This window comes from Burkholderia sp. Se-20373, from assembly GCF_017104705.1.
Classification (GTDB): Bacteria; Pseudomonadota; Gammaproteobacteria; order Burkholderiales; family Burkholderiaceae; genus Burkholderia.
On record NZ_JAAGPH010000038.1, the window covers coordinates 38,466 to 58,755 of the forward strand.

At 64.6% G+C, this 20,290-nt stretch carries 14 protein-coding genes and 1 pseudogene; 7 read left to right on the forward strand and 8 right to left on the reverse strand.

Going from position 1 to position 20,290, the window contains the following annotated elements:
• Nucleotides 1–11: 11 nt before the first annotated feature.
• Nucleotides 12–944, forward strand: a complete 933-nt coding sequence (gene truB, locus G3N96_RS15385) for a tRNA pseudouridine(55) synthase TruB (protein ID WP_124575706.1) — start codon at nucleotides 12–14, stop codon at nucleotides 942–944.
• Between the two features lie 86 nt (nucleotides 945–1,030).
• Here the strand turns inward: truB and G3N96_RS15390 are convergent, their stop codons facing one another.
• The 4 genes from G3N96_RS15390 to G3N96_RS15405 form a co-directional block, all read right to left on the reverse strand.
• Nucleotides 1,031–2,590, reverse strand: a complete 1,560-nt coding sequence (locus tag G3N96_RS15390; RefSeq protein ID WP_011351801.1) for a DHA2 family efflux MFS transporter permease subunit — start codon at nucleotides 2,588–2,590, stop codon at nucleotides 1,031–1,033.
• A 28-nt stretch (nucleotides 2,591–2,618) separates the two neighbouring features.
• Nucleotides 2,619–3,833: an HlyD family efflux transporter periplasmic adaptor subunit gene (locus G3N96_RS15395; RefSeq protein WP_124575705.1), complete on the reverse strand. Its 1,215-nt coding sequence runs from the start codon at nucleotides 3,831–3,833 to the stop codon at nucleotides 2,619–2,621.
• A gap of 52 nt (nucleotides 3,834–3,885) precedes the next feature.
• On the reverse strand, nucleotides 3,886–5,382 hold the full coding sequence (locus tag G3N96_RS15400) for an efflux transporter outer membrane subunit (RefSeq protein WP_206137706.1): 1,497 nt from the start codon (nucleotides 5,380–5,382) through the stop codon (nucleotides 3,886–3,888).
• 87 nt (nucleotides 5,383–5,469) lie between these two features.
• On the reverse strand, nucleotides 5,470–5,961 hold the full coding sequence (locus G3N96_RS15405) for a MarR family transcriptional regulator (protein ID WP_089494717.1): 492 nt from the start codon (nucleotides 5,959–5,961) through the stop codon (nucleotides 5,470–5,472).
• Between the two features lie 328 nt (nucleotides 5,962–6,289).
• Here G3N96_RS15405 and typA point away from each other — a divergent pair, with 328 nt between their 5' ends.
• From typA to G3N96_RS15435, 6 genes are all read left to right on the forward strand, one after another.
• The gene (gene typA / locus G3N96_RS15410; protein WP_039358989.1) at nucleotides 6,290–8,116 is read left to right on the forward strand and encodes a translational GTPase TypA; all 1,827 of its coding nucleotides are present in this window, start codon (nucleotides 6,290–6,292) and stop codon (nucleotides 8,114–8,116) included.
• A 318-nt stretch (nucleotides 8,117–8,434) separates the two neighbouring features.
• Entirely contained in the window at nucleotides 8,435–11,299 is a 2,865-nt protein-coding gene (locus G3N96_RS15415; protein WP_046545499.1) for a 2-oxoglutarate dehydrogenase E1 component, read from the forward strand.
• A gap of 135 nt (nucleotides 11,300–11,434) precedes the next feature.
• Nucleotides 11,435–12,709 carry a 2-oxoglutarate dehydrogenase complex dihydrolipoyllysine-residue succinyltransferase gene (odhB, locus tag G3N96_RS15420; protein ID WP_206137707.1) on the forward strand — a complete coding sequence of 425 codons (1,275 nt, stop codon included), beginning with the start codon at nucleotides 11,435–11,437 and terminating at the stop codon, nucleotides 12,707–12,709.
• Nucleotides 12,710–12,792: 83 nt separating this feature from the next.
• Nucleotides 12,793–14,223: a dihydrolipoyl dehydrogenase gene (gene lpdA, locus G3N96_RS15425; protein ID WP_124575703.1), complete on the forward strand. Its 1,431-nt coding sequence runs from the start codon at nucleotides 12,793–12,795 to the stop codon at nucleotides 14,221–14,223.
• Between the two features lie 98 nt (nucleotides 14,224–14,321).
• Nucleotides 14,322–15,419, forward strand: a complete 1,098-nt coding sequence (gene zapE / locus G3N96_RS15430) for a cell division protein ZapE (RefSeq protein WP_124575702.1) — start codon at nucleotides 14,322–14,324, stop codon at nucleotides 15,417–15,419.
• A 144-nt stretch (nucleotides 15,420–15,563) separates the two neighbouring features.
• Nucleotides 15,564–15,974, forward strand: a complete 411-nt coding sequence (locus G3N96_RS15435; protein WP_089425221.1) for a transposase — start codon at nucleotides 15,564–15,566, stop codon at nucleotides 15,972–15,974.
• Nucleotides 15,975–16,077: 103 nt separating this feature from the next.
• On the opposite strand, the gene G3N96_RS15440 is transcribed toward G3N96_RS15435, so the two are convergent.
• The 4 genes and pseudogenes from G3N96_RS15440 to G3N96_RS15455 form a co-directional block, all read right to left on the reverse strand.
• On the reverse strand, nucleotides 16,078–16,539 hold the full coding sequence (locus G3N96_RS15440; RefSeq protein WP_046545504.1) for a DUF2147 domain-containing protein: 462 nt from the start codon (nucleotides 16,537–16,539) through the stop codon (nucleotides 16,078–16,080).
• Nucleotides 16,540–16,704: 165 nt separating this feature from the next.
• Nucleotides 16,705–18,390 (reverse strand): ShlB/FhaC/HecB family hemolysin secretion/activation protein, encoded by a 1,686-nt coding sequence (locus G3N96_RS15445; protein ID WP_206137708.1) that lies wholly within the window; start codon nucleotides 18,388–18,390, stop codon nucleotides 16,705–16,707.
• A 144-nt stretch (nucleotides 18,391–18,534) separates the two neighbouring features.
• Nucleotides 18,535–19,959 (reverse strand): collagen-like triple helix repeat-containing protein, encoded by a 1,425-nt coding sequence (locus G3N96_RS15450; protein ID WP_206137709.1) that lies wholly within the window; start codon nucleotides 19,957–19,959, stop codon nucleotides 18,535–18,537.
• A 40-nt stretch (nucleotides 19,960–19,999) separates the two neighbouring features.
• Nucleotides 20,000–20,290: pseudogene (locus tag G3N96_RS15455) on the reverse strand (collagen-like triple helix repeat-containing lipoprotein); the annotation flags it as partial.

Here is a 20,290-nt window from a genome sequence, read left to right on the forward strand (position 1 = left end):
TCGACCGGCCTATGACGACTGCAGCACCCCAACGTCCGCGCGTGCCCCGGCGCGTGCTGGACGGTGTCCTCCTGCTCGACAAGCCGGTCGGCCTGTCGAGCAACGATGCGCTGATTCGCGCGAAGCGTCTGCTGCTCGCGAAGAAAGCCGGTCACACCGGTACGCTCGATCCGCTGGCTTCGGGCCTGCTGCCGCTGTGCTTCGGCGAGGCGACGAAGTTCTCGCAGGATCTGCTCGAAGCGGACAAGACCTACGAGGCGACGATGCGTCTCGGCCAGCGTACGGCCACCGGCGACGCGGAAGGCGAAGTGATCGAGACGCGGCCCGTCGAATGCGACCGCGCGGCGGTGGAGGCCGCGCTCGTGCGCTTCACCGGCGAGATCGTGCAGGTGCCGCCGATGTATTCGGCGCTCAAGCGCGATGGCAAGCCGCTGTACGAATATGCGCGGGCGGGGCAGACCGTCGAGCGCGAGGGCCGCAACGTGACGATCCTCGCACTCGAGCTGCTCGCGTGCGACCTGCCTGACGTGACGTTTCGCGTGACCTGCAGCAAGGGCACTTACGTGCGTACGCTGGCCGAGGATATCGGCGAGGCGCTCGGTTGCGGCGCGCATCTGACGATGCTGCGTCGCACGGGCGTCGGCGCGCTGACGCTCGAGCATGCGGTGACGCTCGATGCGCTGTCCGATGCGGACGAAGCGTCGCGCGATGCGTGGCTCCAGCCGGTCGACGCGTTGCTATCGACGTTTCCACTGGTTCGTCTCGATGAAACCAGCGCGAAACGGTTCCTGCACGGCCAGCGTCTGCCGCTGTCGGCGCTCGATCCGATCGATGCGGCCGAAGGCGAGCGTGTGCGCGTCTATGACGCCACGCGGCTGCTCGGCGTGGCGCGCAAGGCGAATGGTGTGCTGGCGCCGGAACGGCTCGTCGTCACGGCGGTCTGACGCGCGCTGCGCGAACGCGCGCCCATTGGAATAAGAAAGCCCGGTCGATGTCGACCGGGCTTTTTGTTTGCGTCCAGGCTGCGTGTTCAGTGTGCAGCCGATGCCGCGGCACCTGCATCGCCACCACCCGAGCGCTCGGGCTTCGTGATCCAGATCAGCCCGATCAGCAGCACGAAGATCGCCGCCGAGATGTAGAACAGGTCATTCACGCCGAGCTGCGCGGCCTGCTGCGTGGCCATGTTGTTGATCAGCCCGTGCGCCTGGTCCTGTGTCAGCCCAAGGTTGCCCATCTGGGTGACGGCCTGGTTGAACGTCGGATTGTAGACGTTCGTCTGCTCGACCAGTTGCGCGTGATGGAAGTTGTTGCGATGGTCCCAAGCGGTCTGAAAGATCGACGTACCGATACCGCCGCACATGATCCGCACGAAGTTCGACAGGCCCGATGCCGCAGGGATGCGGTGGCCGGGCAGGCCGGACAGCGTGATCGACACCAGCGGGATGAAGAAGCCGGCCATCGCGATGCCCTGCACGAGCGTCGGCAGCGTCAGCGACCATTCGTCGACGCCCGTCGTGTAGCGCGAGCGCATCCAGAAGCACAGCGCAAACGTCAGGAACGACGCCGTCGAGATGAAGCGCGGATCGGTGCGTGGCAGATACTTCCCGGTGAGCGGAGACAGCAGGATCGCGAACAGCCCGACCGGCGCCATCACGAGACCGGCATCGGTCGCGGTGTAGCCGATCTGCGTCTGCAGCCACAGCGGCAACAGCACGAGGTTGCCGAAGTACAGGCCGTACCCGATCGACAGCGCAACCGTACCGCCGGTGAAGTTCCGCATGCGGAACAGCGACAGGTCGACGACCGGATGCTCGGCAGTCAATTCCCAGATGACGAAGAACGCGAACGCAATGACGGCGGTCAGCGCGAGCACGATGATGGTCGTCGACGCGAACCAGTCGAGATCCTTGCCCTTGTCGAGCATGATCTGCAGCGATCCGACCCAGATGACCAGCAGCGCGAGGCCCACGCCGTCGATCGGCGCGCGGCGCACGGCCGACTCCCGGTTGCGGTAGATCGCCCACGTCGCGGCGGCGGCGGCGATGCCGACCGGGATGTTGACATAGAAGATCCACGGCCACGAGTAGTTGTCCGAGATCCAGCCGCCGAGGATCGGGCCGGCGACGGGCGCGATCAGCGTCGTCATCGCCCATAGCGCGAGCGCCATCGGTGCCTTGGCGCGTGGGTAGCTCGACAGCAGGAGCGCTTGCGACAGCGGAATCATCGGGCCGGCCACCGCGCCTTGCAGCACGCGCGACCCGAGCAGGAACGGCAGGTTGGGCGAGAGACCGCACATCCACGACGAAATCACGAACAGGATGATCGACGCGAGGAACAGGCGCACCTGCCCGAAGCGGTCGGTCAGCCAGCCGGTCAGCGGCACCGAGATCGCGTTCGCGACCGCGAACGACGTGATGACCCACGTGCCCTGGTCGGACGACACGCCGAGGTCGCCCGAGATGGTCGGGATCGCGACGTTCGCGATGGACGTGTCGAGCACGTTCATGAACACCGCGAGCGATACCGCGATCGTCCCGATCACGAGTTGCCCGCCCTGCAAGGGCGGGTGAGAGACAGGAGCCTGTGCCATGTCGGTTGTTTTTCCGGAGTCGGAACGGTTACATCATCTTCGCGACGGCATTCGACTTCGACGCGGCCGGCGCCGATGCGTTGCCGCCTGCGTTCTCGGCGACGATGCGGGCGATTTCGGCGTCGGCTTCATCGCCGTATTTCGCGAACACGTTGGTCTCGTAGACGGTGTTCGGCGCGTTCACGAGCTGGTCGCCGCGTTCGTCCTTGATGTCCACGTCGACCTGCATCGACAGGCCGATGCGCAGCGGATGCTTGTCGAGATCCTTCGGATCGAGTTCGATCCGCACCGGCAGGCGCTGCACGACCTTGATCCAGTTACCCGTCGCGTTCTGCGCCGGCAGCAGCGAGAACGCCGAGCCCGTACCGGCCGAGAAGCCGACCACCTTGCCGTGGTAGACCGCCGACGAGCCGTAGATGTCGGCCGTCAGTTCGACCGGCTGGCCGATGCGCATGTGCTTGAGCTGGACTTCCTTGAAGTTCGCATCGACCCACACTGCGTTCAGCGGCACCACCGACATCAGCGGCGTGCCCGGCGACACGCGCTGGCCGACCTGCACCGAGCGCTTCGCGACATAGCCGGTGACCGGCGCGGGGAGCACGTTACGAGCATTCGCCAGGTACGCGTCGCGAACCTTCGCGGCCGCGGCCATCACGTTCGGGTGCGAGGCGATGGTCGTGTTCGCGGTCAGCGCGCGGTTCGATGCGAGCTGTTGCTGCGAGGCATCAAGCGATGCCTGGGCGGCACGAACGGCGTCGCGAGCGTGCGAGATTTCTTCCTGCGACACGGCGCCCGTCTGCGCGACGGCCACGCGGCGACGGAGGTCGTCCTCGGCCTTCGACAGGTCGGACTGGCGCAGCGCGACTTGCGCGCGGTACTGGTCGTCGTTGACGAACAGGCCGCGCACCTGGCGCACCGTTTGCGCGAGATTGGCTTCGGCCTGCTGCAGCGCGACTTGCGAGTCGGCCGGGTCGAGCACGACGAGCGGATCGCCGGCCTTGACGGTCTGCGTATCGTCGGCCTTCACCGCGATCACGGTACCGGTGACTTGCGGCGTGATCTGCACGACGTTGCCGTTCACGTACGCGTCGTCGGTTCCTTCATGGAAGCGCGCGACGAGGAAGTAATACAGGCCGTACGCAATGGCCGCGATCACGATGACCGCGACGAGCAGCGTCATCATTCGCTTGCGCTTGCCGTTGTTCTGCGGCTGCGCGCTGGCGGCGTTTTGTTGGTCGCTCATGGCGATTTTCTCCGTCCGTTATTTCGAGTGTCTGCGTAGTGGTGGCGCCGGATCAGTTGGCGGCCTGTTTTGTCGGCTTGTCGGCATCGGGTGCGGCGAGCGGCGTGCCGGTCGCGTCGAACCCGCCACCCAGTGCCTTGATCAGCGCGAGCTGCATGTCGCGGCGGCGCATCTTCAGGTTGGTCACCGTCTGCTCCGAGGCGAGGCGGTTGCTGTCCGCGGTCAGCACCTGCAGCTGCGGCGACAGGCCGGCCTTGTAGCGGATGACCGCGAGGTCATAGGCGCGCGTCGATGCGTCGAGTGCGCGTTGCGCATCGCCCATCTGGCGATCGACCGCGCGGATCGATGCAACCTGCGTCGCGACGTCGTTCAGCGCACTGATCAGCGTCTGGTTGTAGTTCGCCACCGACAGGTCGAAGTCCGCGTAGCGGCCCTTGAGCTGTGCGCGCAGCGCGCCGGCGTCGAAAATCGGCAGGTGGATCGCCGGGCCGAATTGCGCCTGGCGGCTCGCGAAGTTCAGGAATTTGCCCCAGCCGAACGCATCGAAGCCGAAGCCGGCCGCGAGGTTCACGTCGGGATAGAACTCAGCCTTCGCTTCCTTCACGTCGTGCATCGCGGCTTCGACCTGCCAGCGCGCGGCGACGATGTCGGGGCGGCGCGACACGAGATCGGCCGGCAGGTTGCCGGGCAGCGCGACTTCGCCGCTCGGGTTCAGCACGGGCGCGGCGATCTGCAACCCGCGATCCGGGCCCTTGCCGAGCAGCGCGGCGAGCTGGTAGCGCACTGTCGTGATCTGGCCATCGAGATCGGACAGCGAAGCCTGGGTCGTCGCGATATTGCCGCGCGCAGTCTGGCGTTCGACGTTGGTGTCGAGACCGGCGGACACACGGCCGTCGGTGATCTTGCCGACCGTCTCGCGGTTGGTGATCTCGCGCTGCGCGATATCGCGCAGCGCATAGAGTTGCGCGAGCGAGTTGTAGCTGCGTGCGACCGACGACGCGAGCGTGATGCGTGCCTGCTGCATGTCGGCTTCGGCCGCCTTTTCCTGCGACACGGCGGTGTGCAGGCGTTCGCGGTTCTTGCCCCACAGGTCGAGTTCCCACGACGCGCTCGCGAGCGCGTTGTTCTCGCTGTACCACTGACCGCCGTACGGGGGCGGAAACAGCGCGTTCCCCGAATACAGCTCGCGCGTCCACGAATAGCTGGCTTCCGCCTTGGGCATCAGGCTCGAACGCGACGATTCGATGTACGACGACGCCTTTGCGATGCGCGCCTGCGCCTGCGCGATCGACGGATTGCCCTGCAGGGCCTCGTCGATCAGCCTCGGCAACTGCGGATCGCCGAACTGGCTGGCCCAGTCGAGCGCCGGCCACTGGCCGCCCTGGGCCGGCAGGCTCTGGGCGGATGCGAATTGCGACGCGGGAGCGATCTGCTTGTCGCTCTTGATGCCGATGTAGTTCGCGCAGCCTGCCAGCGCCAGTGCGGCGACCGCAGCGGCGACGGCGGCGCGGCACGACCCGGCGCGCACGGACAACGGGGAGGATTTCATCGCGCTGATCCCTGACTCGGAATGAATGATGGACACTGCAAGGATTTCCTTACATTAATCTGTCAAAAGTAATTGTTATGGCAACTATTACGTGATGCTGCCGCCGGCGGTTTCGCAGTAGTTGCTGAGAATGCGGCGCAGCATGCTCTTCAGGAACCCGACTTCCTCCGGCGTAAACCCGTCCAGTACCTGGTCGAGCACACTGCGGAAAATCGGCGGCAGCCGTTCGGCGAGCGCACGGCCTTCGTCGGTCAGCTCGAGGCGCACGACGCGCCGATCCTCGATGCTGCGAACGCGGGACAGCAGGCCGCGTTTCTCGACCCGGTCGAGCAGGCGCGTGACCGCGCTCGCGTCGATCCCGTACTCGCGCGCGAGCTCGGCGGCCGTCGAGCATTTGCCGACCGCGATCATGAACAGCATGCTCGCCTGCGTGCCAGTGATGCCTAGCTCTTCCTGCGTGCGTTGCGTGACGAGGTTGGTCATCACCGATTTCACGCGCGACATCAGATAGCCGACGCTGTCGTTCATCTGATATGAAGACAGCTGCGAGACGGGCGGTTGGGTAGAAGAATCCGACATAAAACCCTGAAGCTGCAATAGTTGACTAGGCAGCAGTATAGGCACAGTTGCTTGCCGCGGCAAATGTTAATCGAACGGCAAAGGGCGCGCTTTGGGTCCCATAAATCCACTATTGCAATAAGGTTTTTGGGCTTGCCAACGGCGCGGGTTTCGGCCGACCGGCGGGTTCCAGGGGAGGGGGTGCCGGTCGTCTGGTGTTGCGTCGCAACGTGCCCGTCAGCTCCCGACATCCGCACGTGCTATAATTTGTGGCTTTCCAAGCTGCAATGCGCGCGCCCGTGAAAAACGAGCGGGCGCTTTTGCGCGTTCAAACGATTTCCAGGTTTCTATGACCCGCGCCCTTCGCAATATCGCCATCATCGCCCACGTCGACCACGGCAAGACTACGCTCGTCGACCAACTGCTTCGCCAGTCCGGCACCTTCCGCGAGAACCAGCAGATTGCGGAGCGGGTGATGGACTCGAACGACATCGAAAAAGAGCGCGGGATCACGATTCTCGCGAAGAACTGCGCGGTCGAGTATGAAGGCACGCACATCAACATCGTCGACACGCCGGGGCACGCGGACTTCGGTGGCGAGGTGGAGCGCGTGCTGTCGATGGTCGACTCGGTGCTGCTGCTCGTCGACGCGGTCGAGGGCCCGATGCCGCAGACCCGCTTCGTCACGAAGAAGGCGCTCGCGCTCGGCCTGAAGCCGATCGTCATCGTCAACAAGATCGACCGTCCGGGTGCGCGGATCGACTGGGTCATCAACCAGACCTTCGACCTGTTCGACAAGCTCGGCGCAACCGAAGAGCAGCTCGATTTCCCGATCGTCTACGCATCGGGCCTGAACGGCTATGCGTCGCTCGACCCGGCCGCGCGCGAAGGCGACATGCGCCCGCTGTTCGAGGCAGTCCTCGAGCACGTGCCGGTCCGCCCGGCGGATCCGGACGCGCCGCTGCAGCTGCAGATCACGTCGCTCGACTATTCGACGTACGTCGGCCGGATCGGCGTCGGCCGCATCACGCGCGGTCGCATCAAGCCGGGCCAGCCGGTTGCGATGCGCTTTGGCCCGGAAGGCGATGTGCTGAACCGCAAGATCAACCAGGTGCTGTCGTTCACGGGTCTCGAGCGCGTGCAGGTCGAATCGGCCGAAGCGGGCGACATCGTGCTGATCAACGGTATTGAAGACGTCGGCATCGGCGCAACGATCTGCGCGGTGGATACGCCGGAAGCGCTGCCGATGATCACCGTCGACGAGCCGACGCTGACGATGAACTTCCTCGTCAACTCGTCGCCGCTCGCCGGCCGCGAAGGCAAGTTCGTCACGAGCCGCCAGATCCGCGACCGCCTGATGAAGGAGCTGAACCACAACGTCGCGCTGCGCGTGAAGGACACCGGCGACGAAACGGTGTTCGAAGTGTCGGGCCGGGGTGAGCTGCACCTGACGATTCTCGTCGAGAACATGCGTCGTGAAGGCTACGAGCTGGCCGTGTCGCGTCCGCGCGTCGTGATGCAGGAAATCGACGGCGTGCGTCACGAGCCGTACGAACTGCTGACTGTCGACGTCGAGGACGAACATCAGGGTGGCGTGATGGAAGAGCTCGGCCGCCGCAAGGGCGAGATGCTCGACATGGCGTCGGACGGCCGCGGCCGCACGCGTCTGGAGTACAAGATCTCGGCGCGTGGTCTGATCGGCTTCCAGAGCGAATTCCTGACGCTCACGCGCGGCACGGGCCTGATGAGCCACATCTTCGATTCGTACGCACCGGTCAAGGACGGCTCGGTGTTCGAGCGCCGCAACGGCGTGCTGATCTCGCAGGACGACGGTGCTGCCGTGGCCTATGCACTGTGGAAGCTGCAGGATCGCGGCCGCATGTTCGTGAAGCCGGGTGACGCGCTCTATGAGGGCATGATCATCGGTATCCACAGCCGCGACAACGACCTCGTCGTGAACCCGATCAAGGGCAAGCAGCTGACCAACGTGCGCGCGTCGGGTACCGACGAAGCCGTACGCCTCGTGCCGCCGGTCCAGATGTCGCTGGAATACGCGGTCGAATTCATCGACGACGACGAGCTCGTCGAAGTGACGCCGCAATCGATCCGCCTGCGCAAGCGCTTCCTGAAGGAGCACGAGCGTCGCCGCGCGAGCCGCGAAGGCGCGGTCGACTAAGCGTTCCGGCCGTTCGCTGCATCACGGAAAAGGCTGCCTGCGGGCAGCCTTTTTTGCATCTGCGCAGTGTGCAATCGGGTTGTCTGCAAAACACTGTTCCCGCGGGTCGTGGCAATCCGGCAAAACCCCGTCGCGCGGTGCTTTCAGGCACATTTCGCCGTGAACTCCGGTATCGGTTCTGTGATATGCTGCGCGCACGCAAGTTTTAGGTCCTTCCAAGCAAGACTTGATTCGCAATCCGCTAAACGGTCAGGCCGTGTCGCGGAAGGTTGAGTAACCCGCTATTTCTCGAGAAGCTCGAAGAAAGGTGAGCGTAAAATGTCAGATGTAATGAAGCAGTTTCAGCTGAACTCCTATCTGTTCGGCGGCAATGCTTCGTACGTTGAAGAACTGTACGATGCATACCTCAACAATCCGGCATCGGTGCCGGAAAACTGGCGAGAGTATTTCGACGCGCTGCAGAATGTGCCTGCAACGGACGGTTCGAATGCCAATGACGTCGCCCATTTTCCGATCGTCGAATCGTTCGCCGAGCGCGCGAAGGCCAATGCCTTCATCCCGCGCGAAAGCACGACCAACCTGGCTGCGGCACGCAAGCAGGTGCACGTCCAGTCCCTGATCAGCGCGTATCGCTTCCTCGGCTCGCAATGGGCCAATCTGGATCCCCTGAAGCGTCGCGAACGTCCCGCCATTCCCGAGCTCGAACCCGCGTTCTACGATTTCTCCGAAGGCGACCTCGACCAGACGTACAGCGCAAGCAACCTGTACTTCGGTTTCGACCAGGCTTCGCTGCGTGACATCGTCAAGGGTCTGCGCGACACGTACTGCGGCACGATCGGCGCCGAGTACATGTACATCAGCGACCCGGAACAGAAGCGCTGGTGGCAGGAGCGCCTGGAGTCGACCCGCGCGACGCCGAACTTCTCGGCAGACGAGAAGAAGCACATCCTGAATCGCCTGACGGCCGCTGAAGGCCTCGAGCGTTACCTGCATACCAAGTACGTCGGCCAGAAGCGCTTCTCGCTCGAAGGCGGCGAAAGCTTCATCGCGGCGATGGACGAAGTCGTCCAGCACGCGGGCAAGCGCGGCGTGCAGGAAATCATCATCGGCATGGCCCACCGTGGCCGTCTGAACGTGCTGGTCAACACGCTGGGCAAGATGCCGGCCGACCTGTTCGCCGAATTCGAAGGCAAGCACGTCGACGACCTGCCGGCCGGTGACGTGAAGTACCACAAGGGCTTCTCGTCGGACGTGTCGACGGAAGGCGGCCCGGTCCACCTGTCGCTCGCGTTCAACCCGTCGCACCTCGAAATCGTGAACCCGGTGGTCGAAGGTTCCGCGAAGGCACGGATGGACCGTCGCGGCGACGAAGACGGCCTGCAAGTGCTGCCGGTGCAGATCCATGGTGACGCAGCCTTCGCTGGCCAGGGCGTCGTGATGGAAACGCTGAACCTCGCGCAGACGCGCGGCTACGGCACGCACGGCACGCTGCACATCGTCATCAACAACCAGATCGGCTTCACGACGTCCGACCCGCGCGATGCGCGCTCGACGCTGTACTGTACCGACGTCGTCAAGATGATCGAAGCGCCGGTGCTGCACGTGAACGGCGACGATCCGGAAGCTGTCGTGCTCGCGATCCAGATCGCGATCGACTACCGGATGCAGTTCCACAAGGATGTCGTGATCGACATCGTCTGCTTCCGCAAGCTGGGCCACAACGAGCAGGACACGCCGGCGGTCACGCAGCCGCTGATGTACAAGAAGATCGCGCAGCACCCGGGCACCCGTGCGCTGTACGCCGAGAAGCTCGTGCAGCAAGGCGTGATCACCGCGGAAGACGCCGACAACTTCGTGAAGGCGTACCGCAAGGCGATGGACGACGGTCACCACACGGTCGACCCGGTCCTGTCGAACTACAAGAGCAAGTACGCGGTCGACTGGGTTCCGTTCCTGAACCGTAAGTGGACGGATGCAGCCGACACGGCCGTGCCGCTCGCGGAACTGAAGCGCCTCGGCGAACGCATCACGACAGTCCCGGAAAACTTCAAGGTTCACCCGCTCGTCGAGCGCGTGATCAACGACCGTCGCAACATGGCGCGTGGCGACCAGCCGCTCGACTGGGGCATGGGCGAACACCTCGCGTTCGCGTCGCTCGTCGCATCGGGTTACTCGGTGCGCCTGACCGGCCAGGACTCGGGCCGCGGCACGTTCACGCACCGTCACGCGGTGCTGCACGACCAGAACCGCGAGCGCTGGAACGACGGCACGTACGTGCCGCTGCAGAACATCGCTGAAGGCCAGGCGAAGTTCACGGTGATCGACTCGGTGCTGTCGGAAGAAGCGGTGCTGGGCTTCGAATACGGTTACTCGACCGCCGAGCCGAACACGCTCGTGCTGTGGGAAGCGCAGTTCGGCGACTTCGTCAACGGCGCGCAGGTCGTGATCGACCAGTTCATCTCGTCGGGCGAAGTGAAGTGGGGCCGCGTGTCGGGTCTCACGATGCTGCTGCCGCACGGCTACGAAGGCCAGGGTCCGGAGCACTCGTCGACGCGTATCGAGCGTTTCCTGCAACTGTGCGCGGATCACAACATGCAGGTCGTTCAACCGACGACGCCGGCGCAGATTTTCCACCTGCTGCGTCGCCAGATGATCCGCCTGTTCCGCAAGCCGCTGATCGTCGCGACGCCGAAGTCGCTGCTGCGTCACAAGGAAGCGGTGTCGGACCTGTCGGAACTCGCGAAGGGTTCGTTCCAGCCGGTGCTGGGCGAAACCGACGGCGGCATCGACGCGAAGAAGGTCAAGCGCGTGCTGGCATGCTCGGGCCGCGTGTATTACGACCTCGTCGCCCATCGCCGCGAAGCGAAGGCGAACGACGTCGCGATCATCCGTATCGAGCAGCTGTATCCGTTCGCGCACAAGCAGTTCGAAGCCGAAATGAAGAAGTACGAGAACGCGACTGAAGTGGTCTGGGTGCAGGACGAGCCGCAGAACCAGGGCCCCTGGTTCTACGTCGAGCACCATCTGAAGGAAGGCATGAAGGAAGGGCAGAAGCTGGCATACAGCGGCCGTCCGGCTTCGGCCTCGCCGGCGGTTGGCTACTACGCGAAGCACTACGAGCAGCAGAAGGCCCTCATCGAAGGTGCTTTCGGTCGCCTGAAGAGCGCATCGATCGCGAAATAACCGACGGAAGCGAAACGGGAAGGCGCCATGCGCTTTCCCGTCTCTTTTGGCCCGCCGGGCGCGTCGCGCGCCGCACCGGCCGAAGGAATCGCACGAACCTCGTCACACCCCAGATTAAGCATCCAGGAAAATCACATGGCTATCGTAGAAGTCAAAGTCCCCCAGCTTTCGGAGTCGGTTTCGGAAGCCACCATGCTGCAGTGGAAGAAGAAGCCGGGCGAAGCAGTTGCTCAAGACGAAATCCTGATCGAACTCGAGACCGACAAGGTCGTGCTCGAAGTGCCGGCACCGGCCGCGGGCGTGCTCGCGCAAGTGCTGCAGAACGACGGTGACACCGTCGTTGCCGATCAGCTGATCGCAACGATCGACACCGAAGCGAAGGCAGGTGCAGCCGAAGCCGCGGCAGGCGCCGCCGAAGTCAAGCCGGCAGCAGCGCCTGCTGCAGCCGCACCGGCAGCACAGCCGGTCGCCGCAGCGGCATCGTCGGCCACCGCATCGCCGGCCGCGTCGAAGCTGCTGGCCGAGAAGGGCCTGTCGGCGGGCGACGTCGCAGGTTCGGGCCGCGACGGCCGCGTCACGAAGGGCGACGCGCTGGCAGCAGGCAGCGCACCGAAGGCCGCTCCGGCCGCCGCACCGGCCAAGGCGGCCGCTGCGAAGCCGTCGCTGCCGGAAGTGAAGGTGCCGGCATCGGCCGCGACCTGGCTGAACGACCGTCCGGAACAGCGCGTGCCGATGTCGCGCCTGCGCGCGCGTATCGCCGAGCGTCTGCTCGAGTCGCAGCAGACCAACGCGATCCTGACCACGTTCAACGAAGTGAACATGGCCCCGGTCATGGAACTGCGCAACAAGTACAAGGACAAGTTCGAGAAGGAACACGGCGTGAAGCTCGGCTTCATGTCGTTCTTCGTGAAGGCGGCCGTCCACGCGCTGAAGAAGTTCCCGCTCGTGAACGCATCGATCGACGGTAACGACATCGTCTACCACGGCTACTTCGACATCGGTATCGCTGTCGGCTCGCCGCGCGGCCTCGTCGTGCCGATCCTGCGCAACGCGGATCAACTGAGCCTCGCCGAGATCGAAAAGAAGATCGCCGAATTCGGCCAGAAGGCGAAGGACGGCAAGCTGTCGATCGAGGAAATGACGGGCGGTACGTTCTCGATCTCGAACGGCGGCGTGTTCGGCTCGATGCTGTCGACCCCGATCATCAACCCGCCGCAGTCGGCAATCCTCGGCGTGCACGCGACGAAGGAGCGTCCGGTCGTCGAAAACGGCCAGATCGTGATCCGTCCGATCAACTACCTCGCGCTGTCGTACGACCACCGCATCATCGACGGCCGCGAAGCCGTGCTGTCGCTCGTCGCGATGAAGGATGCGCTGGAAGATCCGGCACGCCTGCTGCTCGACCTGTAAGCCGAGTTTCACCGCATTGACCCGCACCGCACGGGCGCGCGACACGCGCGGCCCGTGCGGTTGCACAAGAAGAAAGGATTGTCATGTCCAAGGAATTTGACGTCGTCGTGATCGGCGCCGGCCCCGGCGGCTACATCGCCGCGATCCGCGCCGCGCAGCTCGGCAAGACGGTTGCCTGTATCGAAAAGTGGAAGAACCCGGCCGGCGCGCTGAAGCTCGGCGGCACGTGCCTGAATGTCGGCTGCATCCCGTCGAAGGCGCTGCTCGCATCGTCGGAAGAGTTCGAGAACACGTCGCACCACCTGGCCGACCACGGCATCACGGTTGACGGCGTGAAGATCGACGTCGCGAAGATGCTCGGCCGCAAGGACGCGATCGTCGAAAAGATGACGAGCGGGATCGAGTTCCTGTTCAAGAAGAACAAGATCACCTGGCTGAAGGGCCATGGCAAGTTCACCGGCAAGACCGACGCCGGCGTGCAGATCGAAGTGAGCGGCGAAGGTGAAACCGAAGTCGTCACCGCGAAGAACGTGATCATCGCGACGGGCTCGAAGGCGCGTCACCTGCCGGGCATTCCGGTCGACAACAAGATCGTGTCGGACAACGAAGGTGCGCTGACGTTCGACTCGGTGCCGAAGAAGCTCGCCGTGATCGGCGCAGGCGTGATTGGCCTCGAGCTCGGCTCGGTGTGGCGTCGCCTCGGTGCCGAAGTGACGGTGCTCGAAGCGCTGCCGGCGTTCCTCGGTGCAGCTGACGAAGCGCTCGCGAAGGAAGCGGCCAAGCTGTTCAAGAAGCAGGGCCTCGACATCAACCTCGGCGTGAAGATCGGCGAAGTGAAGGCGACCGCGGATGGCGTGTCGATCGCTTACACGGACAAGGACGGCAACGCGCAGACGCTCGACGCCGACCGCCTGATCGTGTCGGTCGGCCGCGTGCCGAACACCGACAACCTCGGCCTCGAGGCAATCGGCCTGAAGGCGAACGAGCGCGGCTTCATCGATGTGGACGACCACTGCCGCACGGCGGTGCCGAACGTGTACGCGATCGGCGACGTGGTGCGTGGCCCGATGCTCGCGCACAAGGCGGAAGACGAAGGCGTGCTGGTCGCGGAAGTGATCGACGGCCAGAAGCCGCACATCGACTACAACTGCATTCCGTGGGTGATCTACACGTACCCGGAAATCGCATGGGTCGGCAAGACGGAGCAGCAGCTGAAGGCGGAAGGCCGCGAGATCAAGTCGGGCAAGTTCCCGTTCTCGATCAACGGCCGCGCGCTCGGCATGAACGCGCCGGACGGCTTTGTGAAGATGATCGCGGACGCGAAGACCGACGAACTGCTCGGCGTGCACGTGATCGCGGCGAACGCGTCGGACCTGATCGCGGAAGCCGTGGTGGCGATGGAATTCAAGGCGGCGTCGGAAGACATCGCCCGCATCTGCCATCCGCACCCGTCGATGTCGGAAGTGATGCGCGAAGCGGCGCTCGCCGTCGACAAGCGCTCGCTGAACAGCTGAGCGCGGTGTAGCGCCGACCGGCTATCGGCCGGCGCAGCCGTCTCATGACGAGGGCGGGCGGGGTTTCCCGTCCGCCTTCGTTTTTTCCGGTTTGCCCGATGAACGTCACCGAATACTACACGCGCGAACTGACCACGCGCGGCTATCAGTCCGATCCCGCACAGCGCGCGGCCGTCGATCGCCTGCAGCAATGTTTCGACGAATGGGTCGAGTACAAGGCACGCCGCTCGAACGCATTCAAGAAACTCATCAATCATCCCGACCTGCCGCGCGGCGTCTACATGTGGGGCGGCGTCGGTCGCGGCAAGAGCTTCCTGATGGACAGCTTCTTCGCGGTCGTGCCCGTGCAGCGCAAGACGCGCCTGCATTTCCACGAATTCATGCGCGAAGTGCACCGCGAGCTCGAGGAGCTGAAAGGGCAGGCCGATCCGCTCGACGAACTCGCACGGCGCATCGCGAAGCGCTACCGGTTGATCTGCTTCGACGAGTTCCACGTGTCGGACATTGCCGATGCGATGATTCTGTACCGTCTGCTCGACCGCCTGTTCAACAACGGCGTGCAGTTCGTGATGACGTCCAACTATGATCCCGACGACCTGTATCCGGACGGCCTGCATCGCGACCGCATGCTGCCGGCGATCGCGCTGATCAAGTCCAAGCTCGACGTACTCAACGTCGACGCGGGCGTCGATTATCGCCAGCGCACGCTCGCGCAGGTGAAGATGTATCACACGCCGCTCGGCGCGGATGCCGATCGCGAATTGCGGCATGCGTTTCAGAAGCTCGCTGCCGTTCCCGACGAAAGCCCGCTCCTGCATATCGAGAAGCGCGAACTGAAGGCGCTGCGCAAGGCGGACGGCGTCGTATGGTTCGACTTCGCGACGCTGTGCGGCGGCCCGCGCTCGCAGAACGACTATCTCGAGCTGGCGAGCCGCTTCCATGCGATCGTGCTGTCCGAAGTACCGCAGATGTCGCCGCGCATGGCGTCCGAGGCGCGGCGCTTCACGTGGCTCATCGACGTGCTGTACGACCACAAGGTCAAGCTGCTGATGTCCGCGGCGGTGCCGGCGGAGCAGTTGTACATCGAAGGCCCGATGGCCAACGAGTTTGCGCGTACGGTCTCGCGAATCGTCGAGATGCAGTCGAAGGAATACATCGAATCGCCGCGCCGCATCGTCGATACGTCGCTGACCTGAGTGCGATTTCCGGCAATTGACGGGATTCAAACGTCAATTCCGGTCAAATTAAAGCAATCTCGGGGTAATTTCGGATTTGTCTTATATTCATTGTTGAGGTGAGCCGATATCGTTGTGTCATGGTTACTAAGGCTGGAGATGTCCATGACACCGTATCGCGATCTGACCGATCAAGAGTGGCGCTGCGTTGCGTCGCTTCTGCCCGAAATGCAGCCGCGCACCGAGTTGCGCGGCCGCCCGTTGGCCAATACGCGTGCCGTCCTGAACGGCGTGCTCTGGGTCATCTACAGCGGCGCGACGTGGTCGGCCATGCCGCGTCGTTACCCTTCGTATCAAACTTGCCATCGTCGCTTCAAGGTCTGGCACGAGACGGGCACGTTGATGAGTGTCATGCGTGAACTCTATGGCGACGCAGGCGTGAATCTGTGCAACGAGTTGTCCACGCGGATGCGCAAGCACACGCAATCGAAGGCGGCGGAAGCACGCAGCAATGCGGCACCCGCGTATCGCGCACCGGGCAGCTACGCGTCGGACGCGCTGAAGCATGCAGCGTGATGTTCATCAGCTCCCGCCACGCATGCACCAAAACAAAATCGGCCTGACGACTTCGTCGCAGGCCGATTTTTTCATTGCGCCGCGCATTCAAGCGCGAGTCGCATTATTGCTGGCGAACCCAGGTCTGCGAACGACCGAGCAGCGACACGCCGATGTAACCGCGCACGACGAGTTTCTGGCCGCCGTCTTCAAGCGTCATCTTGCACTTGTAGACCTTGCCGTTCTCCGGGTCGAGAATGTTGCCGCCGTCCCAGTGGTCGCCTTCCTTCTTCATGGCCTTGATGATCGTCATGCCCTTGATGAGCTGATCCTTGCGTTCGTCCGTGCAGGCGGTGCAGCGGCGATCAGGCGTATCGTTCGCGCCGAGGCCCTTCACGACCTTCCCGGTCAGCGCACCATCACCGTCCTCGGCGATCTGCACGAGTGCCTTCGGCTGATGCGTGTTGTCGTCGATCGTCTGCCACATGCCGATGGGGCTGTCTGCTTGTGCGAACGTGGGAGCGGCGCAAGCGAGCAGTACGCCGGCGACGGCGATGGCACGAAACGGGCGGGTCAGTTGAATCATTGTCTTCCTCCTTGTTTTGCATGTCTGTTCGATTCGCTCGCACGACCGTCTGCATGGGGCGGGCATGTTGCGAGCTTCGCCAGAATACGTGAAACCGTGCGCCACGTTTGATAGAGGGGACTCTAATCGAAACTGCCCGCGTGGCGCGGGCTGTTTGGTGACCGATCAGTTGAGCTGATATGAGAATGCGGCGTTGATGCGCGGGCTGCGTGACGCGCTTTCGACGGGTGCGTCACCCACCGGTTTCGCGACGTTCAGGTCGAGGCTGTAGAAGCGGCTGTCGGTGAGCCGTACGCCGATGCCGACCGACGACATGCGGTTCGGCGATGGCGTGCCCGCGTGCAGGTACACGCGCGCCATGTCGTATGCGATGTACGGCGTGATCGATTTCAGATACGTCCAGCCCGGCGTGAAGCCGCGGTTCACTTCGAGCGACATCCCCCAGCCCGAGTCGCCCGACGTTTCGCCCGGCTGGTAGCCGAGCGCGTAACGGGTCGAGCCGAACGAGATCTGTTCGGACGTCGGCAGCGAGTCGGGACTGTATTGCCCGGTCAGCGACACCGACGTGCCGATCCGGAACGGCCATTCGTTCGTCTGCGTGAAGGTCGCGCCGGTGCGAACGAAGGTCAGCGAGATCGGGCTGTCCACCGACGTCGTCGTCGTGCCGACGGTGATGTCCTGCGCTTTCGACGCGCCGAGGATGTTGAAGCCCTTCGCGACGTTGACGCTCAGCTTCTGTACCTGTTTCGGCTGGACGCTCGTGTAGTCGAGCTGCATCTGCAGCACGCGGACTTGCGAACGCGTGTCGATGCTGTTGCCATTGAGCTTGCTCTGGTAACGGTCTTCGTTGTGCGCTGCGTATCCCGACACCGTACCGAGCAGGCTGCGCTGGTTGTTCAGCAAGATCGGATAGGATGCCGAAAGACCCAGTTTCTCGCTCTTCACGGTGCGCTCGACGGTCGACGGCAACCCCGGGTTGTCGGTCGGCTTGCCGCGATACGTGCTGGCATCGAGGCGCGTGATCAGGCCGCTGCTGCCGACCGGCAGCGCGCCGCTGAACGCGAAGTAGGTCTGCTTGTCGCGTCCCGGCGGCGCGAGCGCCGAGATGCTCAACTGCTCGCCGAACGATGTAAGGCCGTTTTCGGTCGCGGTGATGAGACCCTGGACGCCCGGGTGGTTGAAGTCGATCCCCGTGCTGACGTTGAACGGCTTGCGATCCACCGCGAGCTCGAGCGTCGTCGCGCCGTCGGTGGTTTGCGGCGGCGGGACGTTCGCCTTCACCGTAAGGCCTGGCAGCAGCCCGAACGTGTTCACGTAGCGCTCGAACGTCGCGCGGCGCAGGGGGCGGTCGGCCGTGATGTGAGCGGCAATTGCACGAATCTTCGATTCCATCGCACCGGGCTTGCCGGTGACCTTGACGTCCGACACATAGCCTTCGACAACCGTGATGCGCACGACGCCGTTCTCGAACGTCTGCGCAGGAACGAACGCGAACGACAGTGCGAAGCCGCGATCCTGGTACAGCTTCGTCACGCCGTTGGCCGTTTCGATCAGGTCGCCGATCGTGATGTCCTTGCCGACGAGCGGGGTGAAGCGACGCGAGATCTCCTCGAACGGAATGGACTTCACGCCTTCGACCTGGAATGTGGTCGGCGTCAGGTGACGCGACAGCAACTCCTGCAATTGCGGCGCCTGCGGTGCGACCTGCACGGTCACGTTCGGGCCGGTTTTCGGCGCGTTGATCTGGGGCAGGGAGTCGAGCGGGTTACCGCCGACGCGCGTTTGTGCATGTGCCGTGCCTGCTGCCGCGATGGCGAGCAGCATCATCCATCTGTCGAGTCTGGATTTCATTGTTCTTCCTCGTTGGCCTTGCTCTTCGTCTTCTTTGTAATGCCGGCGCGCGACACCAGGGTGCCGCGCGCCGCGTGCCGCAATGCCGGTTGTGTTTGTACGGCCGCGCCATTCGCTCCGGCTGCGAAGGTGCGACCGTCCTCCTTACTTGCCAACGCTACCCAGCGTACCCAGCAACCCCGTTACCGGGGCCAGCAGCCCCGTCGAGCCGCTGCCCGACGTTGCCGTACCCGTGACGCTGCCAACCAGCGACGTGACCGGTGCGAGCGGGCTCGATCCGCCCGATCCTGCTGCGCCGCCCACTGCTCCGGTGACAGTATTCAGCAAACCGGTGACAGGCGCGAGAGGGTTTGCACTGCCTGCGCCACCTGTTGCGCCGCCGAGCGTGCCCGTGACCGTCGACACGAGATTCGTGACGGGCGCGAGCGGGCCGCCGCTGCCGCCCGCCGCACCGCTCAGTGCACCGGTGACGGTGGAGACGAGGCCGGTGACGGGCGCGAGCGGGCTGCTGCCCGATCCGCCGGTCGCGCCGCCGAGTGCGCCCGTGAGCGAGCCGAGCGGCGTCGAGCCGAGACCCGACAGCAGGCCGCCGAGCGGATTCGTCGAGCCGGAACCCGACGACGTGCCGTTCTGTACGGTCGCCGTCGAGCCGCCGACGAGGCTCGTGATCAGGCCGGGGATCGGCGCCGCGCCGTTGGGGCCGTTCGGGTTGACGAGGCCACCCGCGTTGGTCACGGTGTTGCCGACCGCGGTGACGAGCTGACCGACGTCGCCGACGAGCGGCTGGCTCGACGTGCCGCCCACCTGCTTGCCGGCCGAGCTGATCGCGCCGCCGACCTGGCCGAGCAGGCCCGAGACGGGTTGGCCGAGGCCGGTCGTCGTGCCGACCTGTTGCGTGACCTGGCCGGCGGTGATCACGAGCGGCGTGATTGCCGAGCTGAGCGGTTGCGTGACCTGCTGCACGGCGCCCGACGACAGCGTCGAACCGATCGTCGTGCCGGCAGCCGTCAAGCCGTTGGCCACCGTGTCGAGCACGGTGCCGACCGGCGTCGTGACGGGCGCGAGCGGCGCGAGCTGGCCGGTGCCGAGTGCCTTGACCGTCGAGCTCAGGCCGGACACCGTGTTGCTCGTCGCGCTGACCACGTTGCCGAGGCCCGCGACGGTCGTGCCGACCGGATCCTTGGTCGTGCCGATCTGTCCCAGCCCGTTGCTCACCGCATCGGCGGCTGCACCGACGATCGTGCCGGTGCTGGAGAGCGTGCTGCCGACACCCTTCGTCACGCCGTCGCCGAGGCCCGGCACGCTGATGTTGCCGACCGTGCTGCCGAGGTCGGTGGCCGTCTGGCCGACCGTGCTGACCACGCCCTTGGTGCCGGTGGACGTACCGCTGGTGCCGCTCGTGCTTGGCGTACCGCTCGTGCTCGGGTTGTTATTGTTGTTGCTGCTGGTCGGCGGCGAGCTGACACCACCGCCGCCGCAGGCGGCCAGCAGGCAGGCGGCGGCGAAGGCCGTGAGGGGCGCGCGCCACTGGCGCAGGGCGGCTGTCGTGAGAGAACGTTGCTGGGACATGATGGACTCCTCGCTGTCTTGTCGATTGATGGATGTTGATTTACTTGCCGTGCGTGCCGCCGAGCAGGCCGCCGATCAGTGACGTGACGGGCGCGAGCGGATTCGACGACGAACCCGAGTTCGTGACAGCGCCCGTACCGCCGGTCAATGCCGGTGCGCCGACCGTGCTGGTCACCGTGGACACGACGTTCGTCACCGGAGCGAGCGGGCTGCTGCCGCCTGCACCGCCCGTGGCGCCGCCGAGTGCGCCCGTGACCGCGCCGAGGAGACCCGTGACCGGGGCGAGCGGGCCACCGCTCGTGCCGCCCGTGGCGCCGCCGAGTGCGCCCGT

Excerpts from the sequence above, each read along its gene's own strand:
- G3N96_RS15445 (WP_206137708.1), bottom strand. The coding sequence starts at position 18,390 with ATGAAATCCAGACTCGACAGATGGATGATGCTGCTCGCCATCGCGGCA.
- G3N96_RS15390 (WP_011351801.1), bottom strand. The coding sequence starts at position 2,590 with ATGGCACAGGCTCCTGTCTCTCACCCGCCCTTGCAGGGCGGGCAACTC.
- typA (WP_039358989.1), top strand. The coding sequence starts at position 6,290 with ATGACCCGCGCCCTTCGCAATATCGCCATCATCGCCCACGTCGACCAC.
- G3N96_RS15400 (WP_206137706.1), bottom strand. The coding sequence starts at position 5,382 with ATGAAATCCTCCCCGTTGTCCGTGCGCGCCGGGTCGTGCCGCGCCGCC.
- lpdA (WP_124575703.1), top strand. The coding sequence starts at position 12,793 with ATGTCCAAGGAATTTGACGTCGTCGTGATCGGCGCCGGCCCCGGCGGC.
- G3N96_RS15435 (WP_089425221.1), top strand. The coding sequence starts at position 15,564 with ATGACACCGTATCGCGATCTGACCGATCAAGAGTGGCGCTGCGTTGCG.
- zapE (WP_124575702.1), top strand. The coding sequence starts at position 14,322 with ATGAACGTCACCGAATACTACACGCGCGAACTGACCACGCGCGGCTAT.
- truB (WP_124575706.1), top strand. The coding sequence starts at position 12 with ATGACGACTGCAGCACCCCAACGTCCGCGCGTGCCCCGGCGCGTGCTG.
- G3N96_RS15415 (WP_046545499.1), top strand. The coding sequence starts at position 8,435 with ATGTCAGATGTAATGAAGCAGTTTCAGCTGAACTCCTATCTGTTCGGC.
- G3N96_RS15440 (WP_046545504.1), bottom strand. The coding sequence starts at position 16,539 with ATGATTCAACTGACCCGCCCGTTTCGTGCCATCGCCGTCGCCGGCGTA.
- G3N96_RS15405 (WP_089494717.1), bottom strand. The coding sequence starts at position 5,961 with ATGTCGGATTCTTCTACCCAACCGCCCGTCTCGCAGCTGTCTTCATAT.
- G3N96_RS15395 (WP_124575705.1), bottom strand. The coding sequence starts at position 3,833 with ATGAGCGACCAACAAAACGCCGCCAGCGCGCAGCCGCAGAACAACGGC.
- odhB (WP_206137707.1), top strand. The coding sequence starts at position 11,435 with ATGGCTATCGTAGAAGTCAAAGTCCCCCAGCTTTCGGAGTCGGTTTCG.
- G3N96_RS15450 (WP_206137709.1), bottom strand. The coding sequence starts at position 19,959 with ATGTCCCAGCAACGTTCTCTCACGACAGCCGCCCTGCGCCAGTGGCGC.